General features: G+C 73.9%; 16 protein-coding genes. 4 read left to right on the forward strand and 12 right to left on the reverse strand.

The genetic code is table 11. The features are described from left to right. Positions 1–91: 91 nt before the first annotated feature. The 6 genes from ACQUFX_RS23260 to pdxH form a co-directional block, all read right to left on the reverse strand. Complete coding sequence (locus ACQUFX_RS23260; protein WP_428962428.1) at positions 92–1,255, reverse strand: acyl-CoA dehydrogenase family protein; 1,164 nt, start codon at positions 1,253–1,255, stop codon at positions 92–94. Further along, positions 1,252–1,557: a type II toxin-antitoxin system VapB family antitoxin gene (locus ACQUFX_RS23265; RefSeq protein WP_067364413.1), complete on the reverse strand. Its 306-nt coding sequence runs from the start codon at positions 1,555–1,557 to the stop codon at positions 1,252–1,254. The genes ACQUFX_RS23260 and ACQUFX_RS23265 overlap by 4 nt, the downstream gene beginning before the upstream one ends. Positions 1,558–1,783: 226 nt before the next feature. After that, entirely contained in the window at positions 1,784–2,386 is a 603-nt protein-coding gene (locus ACQUFX_RS23270; protein WP_428962429.1) for a nitroreductase family protein, read from the reverse strand. 21 nt (positions 2,387–2,407) lie between these two features. Beyond that, positions 2,408–3,337 (reverse strand): aldose 1-epimerase family protein, encoded by a 930-nt coding sequence (locus ACQUFX_RS23275; protein WP_428962430.1) that lies wholly within the window; start codon positions 3,335–3,337, stop codon positions 2,408–2,410. A 117-nt stretch (positions 3,338–3,454) separates the two neighbouring features. Then, positions 3,455–4,723 carry an MFS transporter gene (locus ACQUFX_RS23280; RefSeq protein ID WP_428962431.1) on the reverse strand — a complete coding sequence of 423 codons (1,269 nt, stop codon included), beginning with the start codon at positions 4,721–4,723 and terminating at the stop codon, positions 3,455–3,457. After that, on the reverse strand, positions 4,720–5,349 hold the full coding sequence (gene pdxH / locus ACQUFX_RS23285) for a pyridoxamine 5'-phosphate oxidase (RefSeq protein WP_428962432.1): 630 nt from the start codon (positions 5,347–5,349) through the stop codon (positions 4,720–4,722). Before pdxH ends, ACQUFX_RS23280 begins: the two co-directional genes overlap by 4 nt. A gap of 258 nt (positions 5,350–5,607) precedes the next feature. Between pdxH and ACQUFX_RS23290 the strand changes: the two genes are divergently transcribed. The 3 genes from ACQUFX_RS23290 to sepH all read left to right on the forward strand — a co-directional run bounded on the left by ACQUFX_RS23290 (position 5,608) and on the right by sepH (position 9,455). Further along, positions 5,608–6,714: a citrate synthase 2 gene (locus tag ACQUFX_RS23290; protein WP_428962433.1), complete on the forward strand. Its 1,107-nt coding sequence runs from the start codon at positions 5,608–5,610 to the stop codon at positions 6,712–6,714. A 306-nt stretch (positions 6,715–7,020) separates the two neighbouring features. Continuing rightward, on the forward strand, positions 7,021–8,148 hold the full coding sequence (serC, locus tag ACQUFX_RS23295; RefSeq protein ID WP_067364340.1) for a phosphoserine transaminase: 1,128 nt from the start codon (positions 7,021–7,023) through the stop codon (positions 8,146–8,148). 218 nt (positions 8,149–8,366) lie between these two features. Continuing rightward, positions 8,367–9,455 carry a septation protein SepH gene (gene sepH / locus ACQUFX_RS23300; protein WP_428962434.1) on the forward strand — a complete coding sequence of 363 codons (1,089 nt, stop codon included), beginning with the start codon at positions 8,367–8,369 and terminating at the stop codon, positions 9,453–9,455. Between the two features lie 67 nt (positions 9,456–9,522). Here sepH and thpR read toward each other — a convergent pair whose 3' ends face one another. The 5 genes from thpR to ACQUFX_RS23325 form a co-directional block, all read right to left on the reverse strand. After that, positions 9,523–10,101, reverse strand: a complete 579-nt coding sequence (gene thpR / locus ACQUFX_RS23305) for an RNA 2',3'-cyclic phosphodiesterase (protein WP_428962435.1) — start codon at positions 10,099–10,101, stop codon at positions 9,523–9,525. A gap of 40 nt (positions 10,102–10,141) precedes the next feature. Continuing rightward, positions 10,142–10,651 carry a hypothetical protein gene (locus ACQUFX_RS23310; protein ID WP_428962436.1) on the reverse strand — a complete coding sequence of 170 codons (510 nt, stop codon included), beginning with the start codon at positions 10,649–10,651 and terminating at the stop codon, positions 10,142–10,144. Between the two features lie 161 nt (positions 10,652–10,812). Continuing rightward, positions 10,813–12,123, reverse strand: a complete 1,311-nt coding sequence (locus ACQUFX_RS23315; RefSeq protein WP_428962437.1) for an MFS transporter — start codon at positions 12,121–12,123, stop codon at positions 10,813–10,815. A gap of 138 nt (positions 12,124–12,261) precedes the next feature. Further along, positions 12,262–12,711 carry a MarR family winged helix-turn-helix transcriptional regulator gene (locus tag ACQUFX_RS23320; RefSeq protein ID WP_211271921.1) on the reverse strand — a complete coding sequence of 150 codons (450 nt, stop codon included), beginning with the start codon at positions 12,709–12,711 and terminating at the stop codon, positions 12,262–12,264. 133 nt (positions 12,712–12,844) lie between these two features. Beyond that, positions 12,845–14,323: an NCS2 family permease gene (locus tag ACQUFX_RS23325; RefSeq protein ID WP_428962438.1), complete on the reverse strand. Its 1,479-nt coding sequence runs from the start codon at positions 14,321–14,323 to the stop codon at positions 12,845–12,847. Between the two features lie 103 nt (positions 14,324–14,426). On the opposite strand from ACQUFX_RS23325, the gene ACQUFX_RS23330 reads away from it, so the two are divergent. Next, a complete protein-coding gene (locus tag ACQUFX_RS23330; protein ID WP_428967047.1) occupies positions 14,427–14,666 on the forward strand; it encodes a DUF2530 domain-containing protein in 240 nt (79 codons plus the stop codon). Between the two features lie 30 nt (positions 14,667–14,696). On the opposite strand, the gene ACQUFX_RS23335 is transcribed toward ACQUFX_RS23330, so the two are convergent. Continuing rightward, positions 14,697–15,536 (reverse strand): DUF3027 domain-containing protein, encoded by an 840-nt coding sequence (locus ACQUFX_RS23335; protein WP_067364316.1) that lies wholly within the window; start codon positions 15,534–15,536, stop codon positions 14,697–14,699. Between the last annotated feature and the right edge of the window lie 18 nt (positions 15,537–15,554).

Genomic DNA, 15,554 nt, shown 5'->3' on the forward strand with positions numbered 1-15,554 from the left:
TCCTCCTGGCGAGTAACGTCACCTGAGGAGACGGTACGTCCCCGGTACGACACTCGCGCGCCGAGCGCCCGAACCGGACAGTCGCCCCTGGTCAGGCGAACGCGGAGAGCCCGGTGAGGCGCTGGCCGACGACCAGTTGGTGGATCTCCGAGGTGCCCTCGTAGGTGAGCACGCTCTCCAGGTTGTTGGCGTGCCGCATCACCGGGTACTCGCCGGAGACGCCGTTCGCGCCGAGGATGGTCCGGCACTGCCGGGCGATGGCCAGCGCCTCCCGCACGTTGTTCAGCTTGCCCACGCTGACCTGGTCGGGTCGGACCCCGGCCCCGTCGGCGAGCCGCCCCAGGTGCAGCGCCAGCAACTGGCCCTTCTGCAACTCCACCACCATGTCGGCGAGCTTGGCCTGGGTGAGCTGGAAACCGGCCAGCGGCCGGCCGAACTGGGTGCGGGTGGTCGCGTACGTCAGGGTGGTGGCCAGGCAGTCGCGGGCCGCGCCGAGCGCACCCCAGACGATGCCGTACCGGGCCTCGGTGAGGCAGCTCAACGGGGCCTTCAACCCCTCCGCGCCGGGCAGCCGCGCGTCCGCCGGCAGCCGCACGTCGTCGAGGACGATCTCCCCGGTCGACGAGGCGCGCAGGGACATCTTGCGGCGGATCTCCCGCGCCGTCACCCCCGGCGTGTCCATCGGCACGACGAACCCGCGGACGCCCTCCTCGGCCCGCGCCCAGACCACCGCGACCTCGGCGACCGGCGCGTTCGTGATCCACATCTTGCCGCCGGTGAGCACCCAGTCGTCGCCGTCGCGGCGGGCCCGGGTGGCCATCGAGGCCGGGTCGGAGCCGTGGTCCGGCTCGGTCAGCCCGAAACAGCCGATCGCCTCGCCGGCCGTCATCGCGGGCAGCCACCGCTGCTTCTGCTCCTCGCTGCCGTACCGCCAGATCGCGTACATGGCCAGCGAGCCCTGCACCGAGACCAGCGACCGGACACCCGAGTCGCCCGCCTCCAGCTCCAGGCAGGCCAGCCCGTACGCGACAGCGGAGGCCCCGGCGCAGCCGTACCCGGTCAGGTGCATGCCGAGCAGCCCCAGCCGGCCGAACTCGCGGGCCAGGTCGCGCACCGGCACCTCGCCCCGCTCGTACCAGTCGGCGACGGACGGGCGTACCCGGTCGTCGACGACCTGGCGCACGACGGCGCGGATCTGCCGCTCCTCGGTGTCGAGGGCGGAGTCCAGGGCCAGCAGGTCGAGCGGGTCGGTCACTCCGGCGCCCCGGCGAGGACGAACACCCGCGCGTGGATCTGGTTGCGCTGCTGGAGGGCGGCGCGCAGGGCGCGGTGCAGCCCGTCCTCCAGGTAGAGCCCGCCGTTCCACTGCACCACGTGCGGGAAGAGGTCGCCGTAGAAGGTGGAGTCCTCGGCGAGGAGCTTGTCCAGCGCCAACTCCCGCTTGGTGGTGATGAGCTGGTCCAGCCGCAGCGGCCGGGGTGGGATCTCCGCCCACTGCTTCAGGGTGAGGTTGTGCTCCGGGTAGGGCCGCCCGTCCCGGACCGCTCTGAAGATCACGACGGCACGCACCCCTCCCCGTGACCGGACCGACCCGCGACTCCGGGCCGGGTCGCGGGCTGGCACCGCGCGACGCGGCACCGATGACCCTGCCAGCCTAACCGGCCCTGCCACACCCCGTTCCGCTCCCTCACGCCGGGCCCGCCGGCCTCGGGCGACCGGACGGGCCCGGCCCGGCGGGCGGCAGCCCCGGCCCGGTGGAGCGCCACCGGCGGACGCCACCGGGTCACCGCCACCGCCCCCGGTGGACCACCTCGTCGACCGGCCGCCGCCCCCGCCGCAGCGACGGTGACCGGTGGTCGGGCGCCCGGTAACCGACGGTGATCGCGCCGACCGGGTCGTACTCCGCCGGCACGCCGAACGCCGCCCGGTACGCCCCGGTCCGCTGCGGCGGGATGCCGAAGAAGCACGCCCCCAGCCCCTCGTCGACGGCGGTCAGCAGCATCAGCAGCGCCGCGAAGCCGGTGTCGACGTACCAGTACGGCACCGGCCAGCGGGCCGTCGCGCGGTCCGTCCAGCCCTTGTCCGGCTCGGCGTACCGCTCCAGGTAGGCCGCGCGGTGGGCGTGCGGCACGACGATCAGCGGGGCCCGCCGCATCCCGGCCAGCCAGCGTTCCCGGCCGCCGCCCTCCGGGGTGGCCACCGACCAGAACCGGTCCCGGTCCGCCGGGGTCTCCAGCACCAGGAACCCCCAGCCCTGGGCGAACCCGGCCGACGGGGCACGGGTCGCGTGGTCGAGCAGCCGGTCCACCACCTCGGGCGGGACGGGCCGGTCCGGGTCGTAGTTGCGCACCATCCGGCGACGCCGGACGACCTCGGCGAACTCCATGTCGCTGCCGCCCCGGCCCGGTCAGGCTCCGGGGCGGATGCCCCAGACCCCGCGCCAGGTCGCGCCGGGCGCCAACTCGATCACGTCCCGGCCGGACCGGAACGCGTCGGGCGGGCAGGTCATCGGCTCGACCGCCACCGAGCGGCGGTGCCGCTTGCCGGTCAGGGCGTCCCCGGTGAACACCTGCCACCAGCCGAACTCCCGGTCGGCCCAGATCCGGACGCCGGCCGAGCCCTCCGGGCCGGCCAGGGTCACCGACGACCCGCCGTCGTCGTCCCGGACCAGCTCGCCGAAGGTCGTGTCGAGCTGGGCCCCGCCGATCCGGCGCGGCGCGGTGTAGTCGTGCTCGGTGCCGGCCACCAGGCTCGCGCCCACCGGCAGCAGCCGGCCGTCCACCACCAGGCGGCGGTGCGCCGGCACCCGCATGGTCAGGTCGTCCACGGCCACCCCGGGCAGTTGCAGGTACGGGTGGACGGAGAAGCCGAACGGGGCCGCCGTGGTGGCGAGGTTCGTCGCCTCGTGCTCGACCCGCAGCCCGTCCGCCCCGACGCTCCACCGGCCCCGGACCCGCAGCGCCCACGGGTACGCCGGGTGGGGCGGGAGGTCGTACTCCACGGTGACCGCGTCGTCGGCCTGCTCGACCAGCCGCCACCGCACCCAGTTGACCAGGCCGTGCAGGGCCACGTGCCGGGCCGGCTCGGTCAGCGGCAACTGGTACGTCTCGTCACCCACCGTGTAGACGCCGTCCCGGATCCGGTTCGGCCACGGGGCGAGCACCTGGCCGGCGCTGCCGGGGCAGATCTCGTCCGGCTCGTACCCGTCGAGATAGTCGGCCCCGTCGTGGCGGTACGCCCGCAGACCACCGCCCACCTCGACGATGACGGCCTCGTGACCGGCGGCGGCAATGGTCCACTGTGCCCCGGACGCAGGGCGCGGCTCGACGTTGTTCATGTCGGGGACCTTAACCGGTCGGTGCCGCTGCGCGCTCGGCACGTCACCTTCCGTCCCGACCACCGGGTCACCGGCGGTAGCGACGCAGCGGGTCACCGGCGGTAGCGGCGCAGCGGGTCACCGGCGGTAGCGACGCAGCGCCGGGAAGGCGACCGCCAGCAGCACGGTCAGCACCAGCGCCAGCAGTCCACCGCCGACCCAGGCCACCCCGGCGCCCAGGAACCCGGCCGTCGCGCCGGCCCGCAGTTCGCCGAGGCGCGGCCCGCCCGCGACCACCGCGAGGTTGACCCCCTGGAGCCGGCCGCGCAGCCGGTCCGGCGCGTAGACCAGCAGCATGGACTGTCGCAGCACCGCGCTGACCAGGTCGGCGAGGCCGGCGACGGCGAGCAGGACGACCATCAGCCACAGGTTCCGGGCCAGTCCGGCCAGGGCGATGGCCGTGGCCCAGCCGACCACGGCCAGCACCAGGGCGAGGCCCTGCCGGTGCAGCCGGCCGATCCAGCCGGAGGTGAGCCCGCCGAGCATCGCCCCGATCGCCATCGCGCTGTAGAGCCAGCCGACGGCCGCGCCGTCGCCGAACCGCTCCTGGGCCACCTCGGGGAAGAGCGCCCGGGGCATGGCCAGGATCATCGCGATCAGGTCGATGGCGAAGGAGAGCAGCAGGACCGGGGTGGTGGTCAGGTAGCGCAGGCCGTCAACGACCCCGCCCAGCCCGCCCCGGTGCGCCTCCCCCTCGGCGACCGGCTCCGGCGGCATCGCCGGCAGCCGCAGAGTGGCCGTGATCAGCCCGAGGAAGAGCAGGGCGTCCAGCCCGTACGCGATCGGCAGGCCGGTGTCGGTGCCCCAGACGGCGAAGACCAGCCCGGCGCCGAGCGGCCCGATCACCGCCGCGGCGGTGAAGGTGGTGAAGTTCAGCGTCATCGCCGCCGGCAGCAGTTCCGCCGGGAGGATCCGGGGCAGCGCCGCGCTGCGCGCCGGTGAGCTGATCGCGAAGGCGGTGGAGTGCACGGTGACCAGCGCCAGCAGCAGCGCCGGGCTGCCCACCCCGAGCAGGGCCTGGGCCAGCAGCGCCAGCACCGACGCCCAGAGCAGCACCGAGCCGACCAGCAGCACCCGCCGCCGGTCGCGGGCGTCGGCCACCGCGCCGGCCCAGAGCCCGAAGACCAGCAGCGGTACGAACGACGCCACGCCCAGCAGGCCGACCCAGAACGAGTCCTGGGTGAGCGCGTACATCTCCACCGGGACGGCCACCGCGGTCATCTGGAAGCCGAACATGGCGATCGCGTTGCCGAGCCACAGCCGCCGGTACGTCGGCACCCGCAGCGGGCTCAGGTCGATGGCCCAGCGCCGGGCGGTGCTCGACCGGCCCGGCTTGACGGCGGTCACGGGGCGAGCCGCTCGGTGACCCACTCCCCGGGCGCGGCCAGCCGGTAGCGCAGCCGGTCGTGCATCCGGTCGGGCCGGCCCTGCCAGAACTCCACCGCGTCGGGCCGCACCCGCAGCCCGCCCCAGTGCGGCGGGGCGGGGACCGGCTCGACGTCGGCGAACCGCCGCTGGACCTCCTGGTAGCGCTCCTCCAGCACCGACCGGTCGGCGACCACGCTCGACTGGGTGCTGGCCCAGGCGCCGAGTTGCGAGCCGCGCGGCCGGCTGGCGAAGTACGCCTCGGTCTCGGCCCGGTCCAGCCGGTCCACCCGGCCGGTGACCACCACCTGCCGCTGCATCCCGAACCACGGGAAGACCAGACTGGCGTACGGGTTGGCCGCGAGGTCGCCGCCCTTGCGGGAGGCGTAGTTGGTGAAGAACACGAAGCCCGCCGGGTCGTACCCCTTGAGCAGCACGGTCCGGCCGCTGGGCCGGCCGTCGGCGTCGGCGGTGCCGACCACCATCGCGTTCGGCTCGGGGAGCGCGGCGGCGACCGCGTCGTGGAACCAGCGGTCGAACTGGGTGTGCCAGTCGGCCGCCAGATCGCCCCAGGAAAGCGTTTTCTCCTCGGCATACTCGTTGCGCATCCCGGCTGGCCTCACTGTGTCCCCCGTCACATCGCCGCCCGTCCACCGCACCCGGATCGCCCCCCATCACGCTGACCAGCGCTTTCCGCCGTGTGTTACCGGGGCGTTGCCGAGTGGCACGGGCCCGGGTGTCGTACGTAGCACACTCGCCGTGGGTCGCAAACCCGGTTGTCCAGCAGGCAAGATGTCACGAACACATCCATGAGCCGCACCGGCGCCCGAGGGCGGGCGCACCGACGAAGCCGCGGGAGAGAGCACATGGCCGACTTCAAACCCGGACTGGAGGGCGTCGTCGCCTTCGAGACCGTGATCGCCGAACCCGACCGCGAGGGCGGTGCCCTGCGCTACCGCGGGGTCGACATCGAGGACCTGATCGGCCAGGTCTCCTTCGGCAACGTCTGGGCGCTGCTGGTCGACGGCCGGTTCGGCCCCGGCCTGCCGCCGGCCGAGCCGTTCCCGGTGCCGGTGCACTCCGGCGACATCCGGGTCGACGTGCAGTCCGCCGTGGCGATGCTCGCCCCGTACTGGGGGCTCGACCAGTTCCTCGACATCTCGAACGAGCAGGCCCGCGCGGACCTGGCCCGGGTCTCGGTGACGGCGCTGTCCTTCGTCGCCCAGTCCGCCCGGGGCCTCGGCCTGCCGGCCGTGCCGCAGAAGGAGATCGACAAGGCGGAGACCATCGTCGAGCGGTTCATGAAGCGCTGGCGGGGCGAGCCCGACCCCCGGCACGTCAAGGCCGTCGACGCGTACTTCATCTCCGCCGCCGAGCACGGCCTGAACGCCTCCACCTTCACCGCCCGGATCGTCGCCTCCACCGGCGCGGACGCCGCCGCCTGCATCTCGTCGGGCATCGGCGCGCTCTCCGGGCCGCTGCACGGCGGCGCCCCGTCGCGGGTGCTCAGCATGCTGGAGGCGGTGGAGCGCAGCGGCGACGCCGAGGGGTACGTGAAGAGCGTGCTGGACCGGGGCGAGCGGCTGATGGGCTTCGGGCACCGGGTCTACCGGGCCGAGGACCCGCGCGCCCGGGTGCTCCGGCGCACCGCCCGGGAGCTGGGCGCGCCCCGCTTCGAGGTGGCCGAGGCGCTGGAGCGGGCCGCGCTGGCCGAGTTGCAGGCCCGCCGCCCGGACCGGGTGCTCGCCACCAACGTCGAGTTCTGGTCCGCCGTGGTGCTGGACTTCGCCGAGGTGCCGGCGCACATGTTCACCTCGATGTTCACCTGCGCCCGGATGGGCGGCTGGAGCGCGCACATCCTGGAGCAGAAGAAGCTCGGCCGGCTGGTCCGCCCCTCCGCCCGGTACGTCGGCCCCGGCCCGCGCAAGCCGCAGGAGGTCGACGGCTGGGACGCCGTCCCGCACGGCGTGTAAGGAAGGGCCCCCTCCTAACGCCTACGGTCGAGAAGGGCACCCTTCTCACACCCCCGCAGGAACCCCCGCCCCACCTGCGGGGACAGCGCCCTGTGGCGCAGGACTCAGGGTGTGTTGGACACCTCAGCACCGGGGACGGGACCAGCCGCCGGCCGGCCCGTCCCGGGTGCGAGGATGGGGACTCGGCAGTGCCGCCAGACCTGGCCCGGATCCGGCCCACCGTGCGCCGAGGCGTACGTGCCGCCGACGGTCCGCGCCGGCCAGCTCACCCGGGCCCCCGCCCATGCGGAAGGATCTTCGATAACCGTGGCTGACGTTTCGACCATCCGGATTCCTGACGACATCAAGCCCGCCGACGGGCGGTTCGGCTGCGGGCCGTCCAAGGTCCGTCCGGCGGCCGTCTCCGCCCTCGCCGACGTGGCGACCAGCGTCCTGGGCACCTCGCACCGGCAGAAGACCGTCCGTGACCAGGTGGCCCGGCTGCGGTCCGGCATCGCCGAGTTCTTCTCCCTCCCCGAGGGGTACGAGGTCGTCATCGGCAACGGTGGCACCACCGCCTTCTGGGAGGTCGCCACCTTCGGGCTGGTCCGGGACCGGGCCCAGTTCGCCAGCTTCGGCGAGTTCGGCGCGAAGTTCGCCAAGTCGGTCAAGGACGCGCCCTTCCTCGGTGAGCCGACCGTCCGCAAGGCCGACCCGGGCAGCGCCCCGGCGCTGGCCGCCGAGGCCGGGGTGGACGTCTACGCCACCCCGCAGAACGAGACCTCGACCGGCGTCGCGGTGCCGATCAGCCGGGTGGCCGGCGCGGACCCGGGCTCGCTGCTGCTGGTCGACGCCACCTCCGGCGCGGGCGGGCTGGACGTCAACGTCGGCGAGACCGACGTCTACTACTTCGCCCCGCAGAAGTGCTTCGGCTCCGACGGTGGCCTCTGGCTGGCCCTGATGTCGCCGGCCGCGCTGGAGCGGGCCGCCGAGATCAAGGGCTCGGGTCGGTACATCCCGGCCTTCCTCGACCTGGTCACCGCGATCGACAACTCGCGGCTGGAGCAGACGTACAACACGCCGGCGCTGGCCACCATCTTCCTGGCCGCCGAGCAGACCGACTGGATGAACTCCCAGGGCGGGCTGGCCTGGGCGGCGAAGCGCACGGCGGAGAGCGCCGGGATCGTCTACGGCTGGGCCGAGCGCTCCACCGTGGCGACGCCCTTCGTCACCGACCCCGCCCTGCGGTCGAACGTGGTCGCCACCATCGACTTCGCCGACGGGGTGGACGCCGCCGCGATCGCCAAGGCGCTGCGCGCCAACGGCATCGTGGACACCGAGCCGTACCGGAAGCTGGGCCGCAACCAGCTCCGGGTGGCGCTCTTCCCGGCCGTCGAGCCGACCGACGTGGAGGCGCTCACCGCGTCGATCGACTACGTCGTCGAGCGCCTGTAGCGCCGCGCGGTCTCGTCACCCGGCATCGACGAGGCGTACCGTCGAAGGGGCCGCCGCCGACCGCCGGACGGCGGCCCCGACTGACTGATCAGGCTGGTCATCCACGACATGCGGGCGTGGCGTCCCACAACCTGACCCGGATGGGCGTACCGTGGGGCGAGACGCCCGGGTGGCCGACTCGTGGCGTGCGGCCAGCGAAGCGGGACGGAGGCAACGCTATGCGCCCAGTACGCTTCGTCGCCCTCTCCGAGGACGGCCAGGCTCTGGTGCTCGCCGACGAGGTCGGGCGACTGCTCGCCCTGCCCATCGACGAACGGGTCGCCACGGCGATGCACGCCGAGCCCGGCAGCACCCCGCCGCTGACCGTGGCGTCGGCCGGGCCCGCCGCCGACCCGGTGCCGTCGCTCTCCCCCCGGGACATCCAGGCCAAGATCCGGGCCGGCGAGTCCGCCGAGGACGTCGCCCGGATCGCCGGCGTGCCGGTCGACCGGGTCCTGCGCTACGCCGGGCCGGTGCTCCAGGAGCGGGCCATGCTCGCCCAGCACGCCCGTCGCACCCGGCTCAAGGGCGCGGAGAAGCCCACCCCGCTCGCCGAGGTGGTCAACGGCCGGCTGGCCCAGCACGGCATCGACACGGAGAAGATCTCCTGGGACGCCTGGCGGCGCGACGACGGCACCTGGCGGATCGTCGCCACCTGGCCGTCCGGCAAGGCCACCGCCCAGGCCGTCTGGGACCTGGACAAGACCCGCCAGCAGGTCGCCCCGCACGACGACATGGCACAGTACCTCTGCGCCGAGCGGCCCACCCCGATCCTCGGGCAGGAGCCGGCACCGGAGCGGGGCGGACACGCCCTGCCCGGCCCGTCGCGCGGCGAGCCGAGCCGGGGCGGTGGGCACGGCCTGCCGACGCCCGCCGAGCCGGGCCGCCCCGGGCGGGACCCGATCCGGGCCGGCCGGGACGCCCTGCTCGCCTCGCTCGACCGGCCGCTCGGCTCGACCTCCGGCCGGGGCCTGGAGCCGCGTACCCCGGCCGCGCTGGCCGGGCCGGACCAGTCCCGGCAGCGGGCCGTCAGCGGTGGGGCCGCCGCCCTGCTCGGCGGCGGCCAGGGTTCCGCGTTCGACGACGACTCCGACGCGCCGAAGGAGGTCCCGGCCGTGCCGTCGCTGGCGGTGCTCCGGCCCCGGCGCACGGGCGCGGCGACGGCGGCGACCGAGTCGACCGAGGGTGCCGGCAAGCCGCGCAAGCGCCTGCCGAGCTGGGACGACGTCCTGTTCGGCAGCGGCCCGGCGGCCCGCGAGTCCTCCTGACCCCTCGCCGGGCCCACCGCCGGCCCGGCGCACCGGGTCCCGCGCGCCCTCGCCCTGTCCGGCGTGCTCAGAGGGGCCAGGTGGCGAGCCGCCGGTAGCCCGGCTCGACGCCGGGCCGGCTCTGCACCAGCACCAGTTCGGCGGCCGGCCAGGGTGGCCCGAGGTAGCTGTCCAGGGCCGCCCGGTCGGCCTCGACGTCGGCGTGCGGCATCCGGTCGGCGGGGCGGGCGATGGTCAGGTGCGGCCGGAACGGCTTGTCGTCGGCGGGCACGCCGATCGCGGCCAGTCCGGTGCGGACCGTGCCGGCCAGGGTCACCAGGCGGGGCAGGTCACCACGCACGTCCACCCAGAGCACGGTGGTACGCCCCCAGCCGAACCGGCCGCCACCGCCCAGCCGCAGCACCGGCGGCCCCTGCGCCCCGCCCCGGGTCCGCTCGGCGGCGAGGCCGAGCGCGTGCTCCACCCCGGGCAGCCGCTCCGACCCGACGTCGCCGAGGAAGGCCAGGGTCAGGTGCGCCCGGGTCGGGTCGGCCAGCCGGACGTTCGTGCCCGCGGCGGCGGCCACGCCCACCCGGAGCCGGGCCACCTCGGCGACGAGATGCTCAACCGCGCCAGGGGGTGGGAAGACCCCGACGAAGAGCCTCAACCGGAGCCGCCCGTCGCCAGGACCAGCGCCGCCGGCGGGGTCACCGGTGCCGCTCGCCCTGCTCGGCCCGGGCGGCGGGCAGCGCGATCCCGGCCCGGTGCAGCAGGCCCTCCACCCGGACCCGCTCGATCTCCAGGTCGACGCCGGTCAGCTCGGTCAGGTGCTCGTCGATGCCGAGCGCCCGGCAGGCGGCCCGCAGCCGGCTGTCGTACGCCTCGACCGTGCCGCCCTTCCAGACGGCGGCCCGGCCGACGGCCGTGGTCCGGTGGGTGCCGAGGGTGCGCAGTTCGGCGACGATCTGTTCGAGTGGGAGGCGGTCCTCCCGGTCGAGTTCACGCAGGTCGATGTCGCGGGTGAGCGCGTCCGCCCCGACCGCCCGGTCCAGCCGGGCGATGGTCCGTCGTTCCCGGCGGCGTTCCCGCCACTCGGAGACCGCGCAGACCAGCCGGTCGAGGATCTCGTCGGCGCAGAAGACCAGGGCGATCAACACCGGCAGGCAGGCCGCCGCGAAGAGAGCCAGGATCACCCAGAGTGTTCGATCGACTCCCACGCATCGACGCTACGGCCCGCACGCGGCGACCGCTACCGCTTTCTTGCCATCCGCGACCTCCAGTTCCGCCGCCACCGCCCCATGCGCCCCAGCAGCACCATCCGCCCCACCAGCCCCTCGGCCCCACCGCAGCGACCTCAGCCGCCGGACCGGCAGCGACCTCAGTGGCGGGCCAGCAGCCCAGCAGCCTCACCGGTCCGGGAGACGACGTAGAAGCGCGGGATGGGCAGCATCCGTATCCGCAGCCGGGCTCCGTCGCGGCGGAGCTGCCAGGCCAACGCCAGCAGGGTGGCGGCCAGTGAGAGCAGGCCACCGGTCCAGATGCTCGCCCCGGCGCCGAAGGTCTCCGCGACCCAGCCGATCAGCGGGGCGCCGACCGGGTTGGTGCCGAGGAAGACGAGCACCCAGAGCGCCATCACCCGCCCCCGGAAGGCGGCGTCGACCCCGAGCTGGACCCGCTGGTTGGCGGCCTGCGCGAAGTAGACCATGAAGAAGCCGGTCGGCAGCAGCAGGAGCACCACCATCCAGTACGCCGGGGCCAGCCCGACCATGGTGCCGAAGACCGCGACCCCGACGGCCGCGCCGAGCACCACCCACACCGAGGGGCGGCTGCGCCGCCCGGTGCCGGCGAGCGCTCCCGCCAGCGCGCCGACCGCCAGGGCGGTGCTGAACAGGCCGAAGGTGGCGGCCCCGGTGTTGAAGACCGTCTTGGCCAGCGCCGCGAGGGTGAGCTGGAAGTTGAACAGCGTCATCCCGACCACCGACATCACCGCCATCGGCAACAGCAGGTCGGGACGGCGCCAGACGTACCGGAGCCCGTCGACCACCTTCGCCGAGTCGCGCTCCTCCAGGGGCGGCAGGGCCGGACGGTGCAGTTCGGCCGAACGCATCCGGACCACGTTGACCAGCGGGGCGATCGAGCTGAGCGCGGTGACCAGGAAGACCGGCCCGACGTCGACGGCGGCGATGGCCAGGCCGGCCACGGCGGGGCCGATGATCCGGGCCGAGTTGAACACGGCCGCGCTCAGCGACAGCGCGTTGGGCAGCAGCGAGGTGCCGACGAGTTCGGAGACGAACGCCTGCCGGACCGGCGTCTCCACCGCGTTCGCCACGCCGAGCAGGGCGGCGAAGGCGAAGACGTGCCAGAGCTGGACCAGGTCGGTGATGACCAGCAGGGCCATGGCCAGCGCCAGCACGCTCCAGAACGCGTTGGCGACGAAGAGCAGCATCCGCTTGTCGTACCGGTCGGCGAGCCGCCCGGAGAGGAGCGTGAGCAGGAGTACCGGGGTGAACTGGAGGGCCACCACCACGCCGAGCGCGGTGGCGGAGTCGTCCGAGAGCTCGAGCACGAGCCAGTCCTGGGCGACGAACATCATCCAGACGCCGATCAGCTTGATCAACTGCCCGGCGGCGAAGAGTCGGTAGTTACGGACCTGTAGGGACTGGAACATCGTGCTCAACCTGGCCTGCACTCTTGGTGCGCCTCCTCGGCTCGTACGCGTCATCGACGGCGGACGGCGCGGCGCGGTGGCGCGGGCGCGCGAGGGCACGCGCGGGCTCGGCCCGTCGGTACGGGCACGGCCCGGTGGTCCGGGCGCGGTCGGGCGCGGTCAGGCGCGGGCCAGCCCCTGGAGGATCTCGGCGGCCCGCCGTAGCGTGTCCCGGTCCTCCTCGGCGAGTGCGGCCAGCCGGTCGGCCAGCCACTCGTCACGGGCCCGTTCGAACTGGTCGAGCACCGTCTGACCCCCGTCGGTCACGGCCAGGATGACCTGCCGTCCGTCGGTCGGGTGGGGGGTACGCCGCACGAGGCCGCGTTCCTCCAACTTCCCGACGATCCTGGACATCGTGGGTGGTTGCACCCGTTCGATGTCGGCCAGTTCCCGAGGGGTCAGCGCGCCCGCCAGCCGGATGCTGGTGAGCGCGGAGAGCTGGGTGACCGTCAGGTCACCGACCGGCCGGGCCTGGCGGACCCGTCGATTCAGCCTGGTGATCGCATCACGCAACTGGGGAGCCAGTTGCGCCGGTGGCACGCGTCTCGCCGTCACCGTCCGCTCCGTCACGATAGTTAGCCTAACTAACAAGCATGGCCGAGGAGCCATGATGAGACCATGCTCACCCAGCGCCCGAAACGGGAACGGGCCGGGGCACCCCGTACGGAGCCCCGGCCCGGTCGATCCCTTACCGCGGCACCTCTTACAGCAGCACGGACTCGATCGGCCCGCGCAGGAAGTACAGGACGAAGAGCGCGGCCACCGCGTACAGCAGCGGGTGCACCTCCCGCGCCTTGCCCCGGGCCAGCTTCATGACCACGTACACGATCAGGCCGGCGCCGATGCCGTTGGAGATCGAGTAGGTGAACGGCATCAGCACGATGGTGAGGAAGGCCGGGATGGCGATCTCGTAGTCCGACCAGTCGATGGTCCGCACCGCCGTCATCATCAGGAAGCCGACCACCACCAGGGCGGTCGAGGCCGCCTCGAACGGCACGATCACCACCAGCGGGGCGAAGAACATCGCCAGCAGGAACAGCGCCCCGGTGACCAGGTTCGCCGCCCCGGTCCGGGCCCCCTCCGCGACCCCGGCCGCGCTCTCCACGTACGCCGTGTTGCTGGAGACGCTCGCCGTGCCACCGGCCACCGCGCCGATCGAGTCGACCAGCAGGATCTCCTTCGCCCGGGGCGGGGTGCCCTGCTCGTCGAGCATGCTCCCCTCCTGACCGACCGCGACCATCGTGCCCATGGTGTCGAAGAAGTCCGTGATCAACAGCGTGAAGACGAACATCAGCACGACCAGCCAGCCGGCCCGGCTCCACGAGTCGAGCACGTTGAAGTTGCCGAGCAGGGACAGGTCCGGCACGTCCACGACCGTCGTCGGGATCTCCGGCACGTTCAGCGACCAGCCCTTGGGGTTGGACACCCCGTCCACCACCGACGGGCCGATGTTGAACAGCGCCTGCATGACGATCGCCAACGCGGTCGCGGAGAGGATGCCGATCAGGATCGCCCCCCGGACCCGGCGGACCACCAGCACCAGGGTCAGCAGCAGCCCCACCACGAAGACCAGCATCGGCCAGCTCACCAGCTTGCCGCCGATGCCCAGCCCGACCGGCACGGTGGTGTTCGCCGCGTCCGGGATGCGCCGGACGAAACCGGAGTCGACCAGACCGATGATGGTCAGGAACAGCCCGATGCCGACCCCGATCGCGGTCTTCATCTGGGTGGGCACCGACCGGAACACCGCCGTCCGCAGGCCGGTGAGCACCAGCACCGCGATGATCACACCCTCGATCACCACCAGGCCCATCGCGTCCGCCCAGGTCATCTCCGGGGCGATCTCGTACGCGACCAGCGCGTTGACGCCGAGGCCGGCGGCGACCGCCAGCGGGAACCGGCCCACCACGCCCATCAGGATGGTCATCAGGCCGGCGACCAGCGCGGTCGCCGCCGCCAGCGCCGGCATGGCCAGCCGCTGACCGTCGCCGTCCACGGCCGCGCCGAGGATCAACGGGTTGAGCACCACGATGTACGCCATCGTGAAGAACGTCGCCAGGCCGCCGCGGACCTCCCGACCCAGCGTCGAGCCACGCGCGGTGATCTCGAAGTACCGGTCGAAGCCGTTGCGGGGATGAGCGGGATCGGGCGCGACGCCCTTGTCGGGCGGTGCTACTGCCATCGGGTCCTCACACTGATCATCGATTGGTCGCGCGCATCGTCGCAGATCGACGGCGGGCGGGAAAGGTGGATCGCGTACCCTCGGTGCCGTGGCACAGGATCAGATGCCGCGGCCCGAGCCGCTCGACCCGCCGATGGTCCCGTTCGCGGTCGCCGGGCTCGTCGCCTGGGCGGCGGCCGGTCTGGTCCTGCTCCTCTTCCGGGACTGGCTGGCCGAGCACGGGCACGAGAACTGGCTGTGGACCTGCCTGGCCGGTTTTCTGTGGGGCTTCCCCGGTTTGGCGGTGATGATGCGGCACGACGCGAAACGGCGTCGCCGCCGGGCCGCCGCCGGCCTGGACTAGCTCAGCACCGGCCAGCCCGCCGGCTGCCGGTCAGGAGTGCCCGTACGGCTCCGCCGGCTCGGCGGACTCCACTGAGCCGGGCGCCCGGCTCACCGACACCGGCTCCACGGCGCTGTCGTCGTACACCGTGGGCAGCTCGTCCACCGGGGTCTCCCCCGTCTCGACCAGCGTCTCCGAGTGCGCGCCGCACCCGTGGTCGGCGCTGACCACCCGGCCGTCGTCGGGGGCGTAGAAGTTGCCGCACGCCCCGAAGGACTGCCGCAGCGCACCGGCCAGCGGCAGGTAGAAGCCGCAACTGCCGCAGCGGGCGGCGGTCGGCGCGGCGACCGAGATCGGGGCGGCGGGACCGTGGTCACCGTCGTACCACCGCTGGGCCGCCTCGGACCGGCCCTCCCGGGAGAGCACCCGGGGACGCCCCAGACCCAGCTCCCAGGCGACCTCCTCGACCGCCGGGTCGTCGGAGAGGACGTACCCGGGGGCGAGCCGGTCGTCGTCCGCCGGGGTGGGGAGCAGGTCGCCGGGGCCGAGGTCACCGGGCTTGAGCCGCTCCTGCCAGGGCAGCCAGCCGGGGGCCAGCAGCGCGTCCGGGCCGGGCAGCAGCACCGTCTCGCAGATCGTCACCTTGCGGCTGCGCGGCACCCGGGTGACGGTCACCCCCCACTGCCAGCCCCGGTACCCGGCGAGCCGGCACTCGAAGTAGTGCGTGACGAGCCGTTCACCCTCGGCGACGGCCTTCAGGTGATCGCCGACGTCGTCGGGCCCCACCTCGGTGATGCCGGCACGGGCCGCCTCCACGGCGGCGGCGCAGACCTGGTCGAGGCGGGCGGCGCGGGTGCTGGCGGGCCTGGTCACCCGTCCATTGTTCCCCATGGGCGGTACCGGCTGACA

Source organism: Micromonospora fluostatini, assembly GCF_050410825.1.
GTDB classification, from domain to species: Bacteria; Actinomycetota; Actinomycetes; order Mycobacteriales; family Micromonosporaceae; genus Micromonospora; species Micromonospora rosaria.

Excerpts from the sequence above, each read along its gene's own strand:
- ACQUFX_RS23270 (WP_428962429.1), bottom strand. The coding sequence starts at position 2,386 with ATGGAGTTCGCCGAGGTCGTCCGGCGTCGCCGGATGGTGCGCAACTAC.
- ACQUFX_RS23275 (WP_428962430.1), bottom strand. The coding sequence starts at position 3,337 with ATGAACAACGTCGAGCCGCGCCCTGCGTCCGGGGCACAGTGGACCATT.
- pdxH (WP_428962432.1), bottom strand. The coding sequence starts at position 5,349 with ATGCGCAACGAGTATGCCGAGGAGAAAACGCTTTCCTGGGGCGATCTG.
- ACQUFX_RS23290 (WP_428962433.1), top strand. The coding sequence starts at position 5,608 with ATGGCCGACTTCAAACCCGGACTGGAGGGCGTCGTCGCCTTCGAGACC.
- sepH (WP_428962434.1), top strand. The coding sequence starts at position 8,367 with ATGCGCCCAGTACGCTTCGTCGCCCTCTCCGAGGACGGCCAGGCTCTG.
- ACQUFX_RS23325 (WP_428962438.1), bottom strand. The coding sequence starts at position 14,323 with ATGGCAGTAGCACCGCCCGACAAGGGCGTCGCGCCCGATCCCGCTCAT.
- ACQUFX_RS23330 (WP_428967047.1), top strand. The coding sequence starts at position 14,427 with ATGCCGCGGCCCGAGCCGCTCGACCCGCCGATGGTCCCGTTCGCGGTC.
- ACQUFX_RS23335 (WP_067364316.1), bottom strand. The coding sequence starts at position 15,536 with ATGGGGAACAATGGACGGGTGACCAGGCCCGCCAGCACCCGCGCCGCC.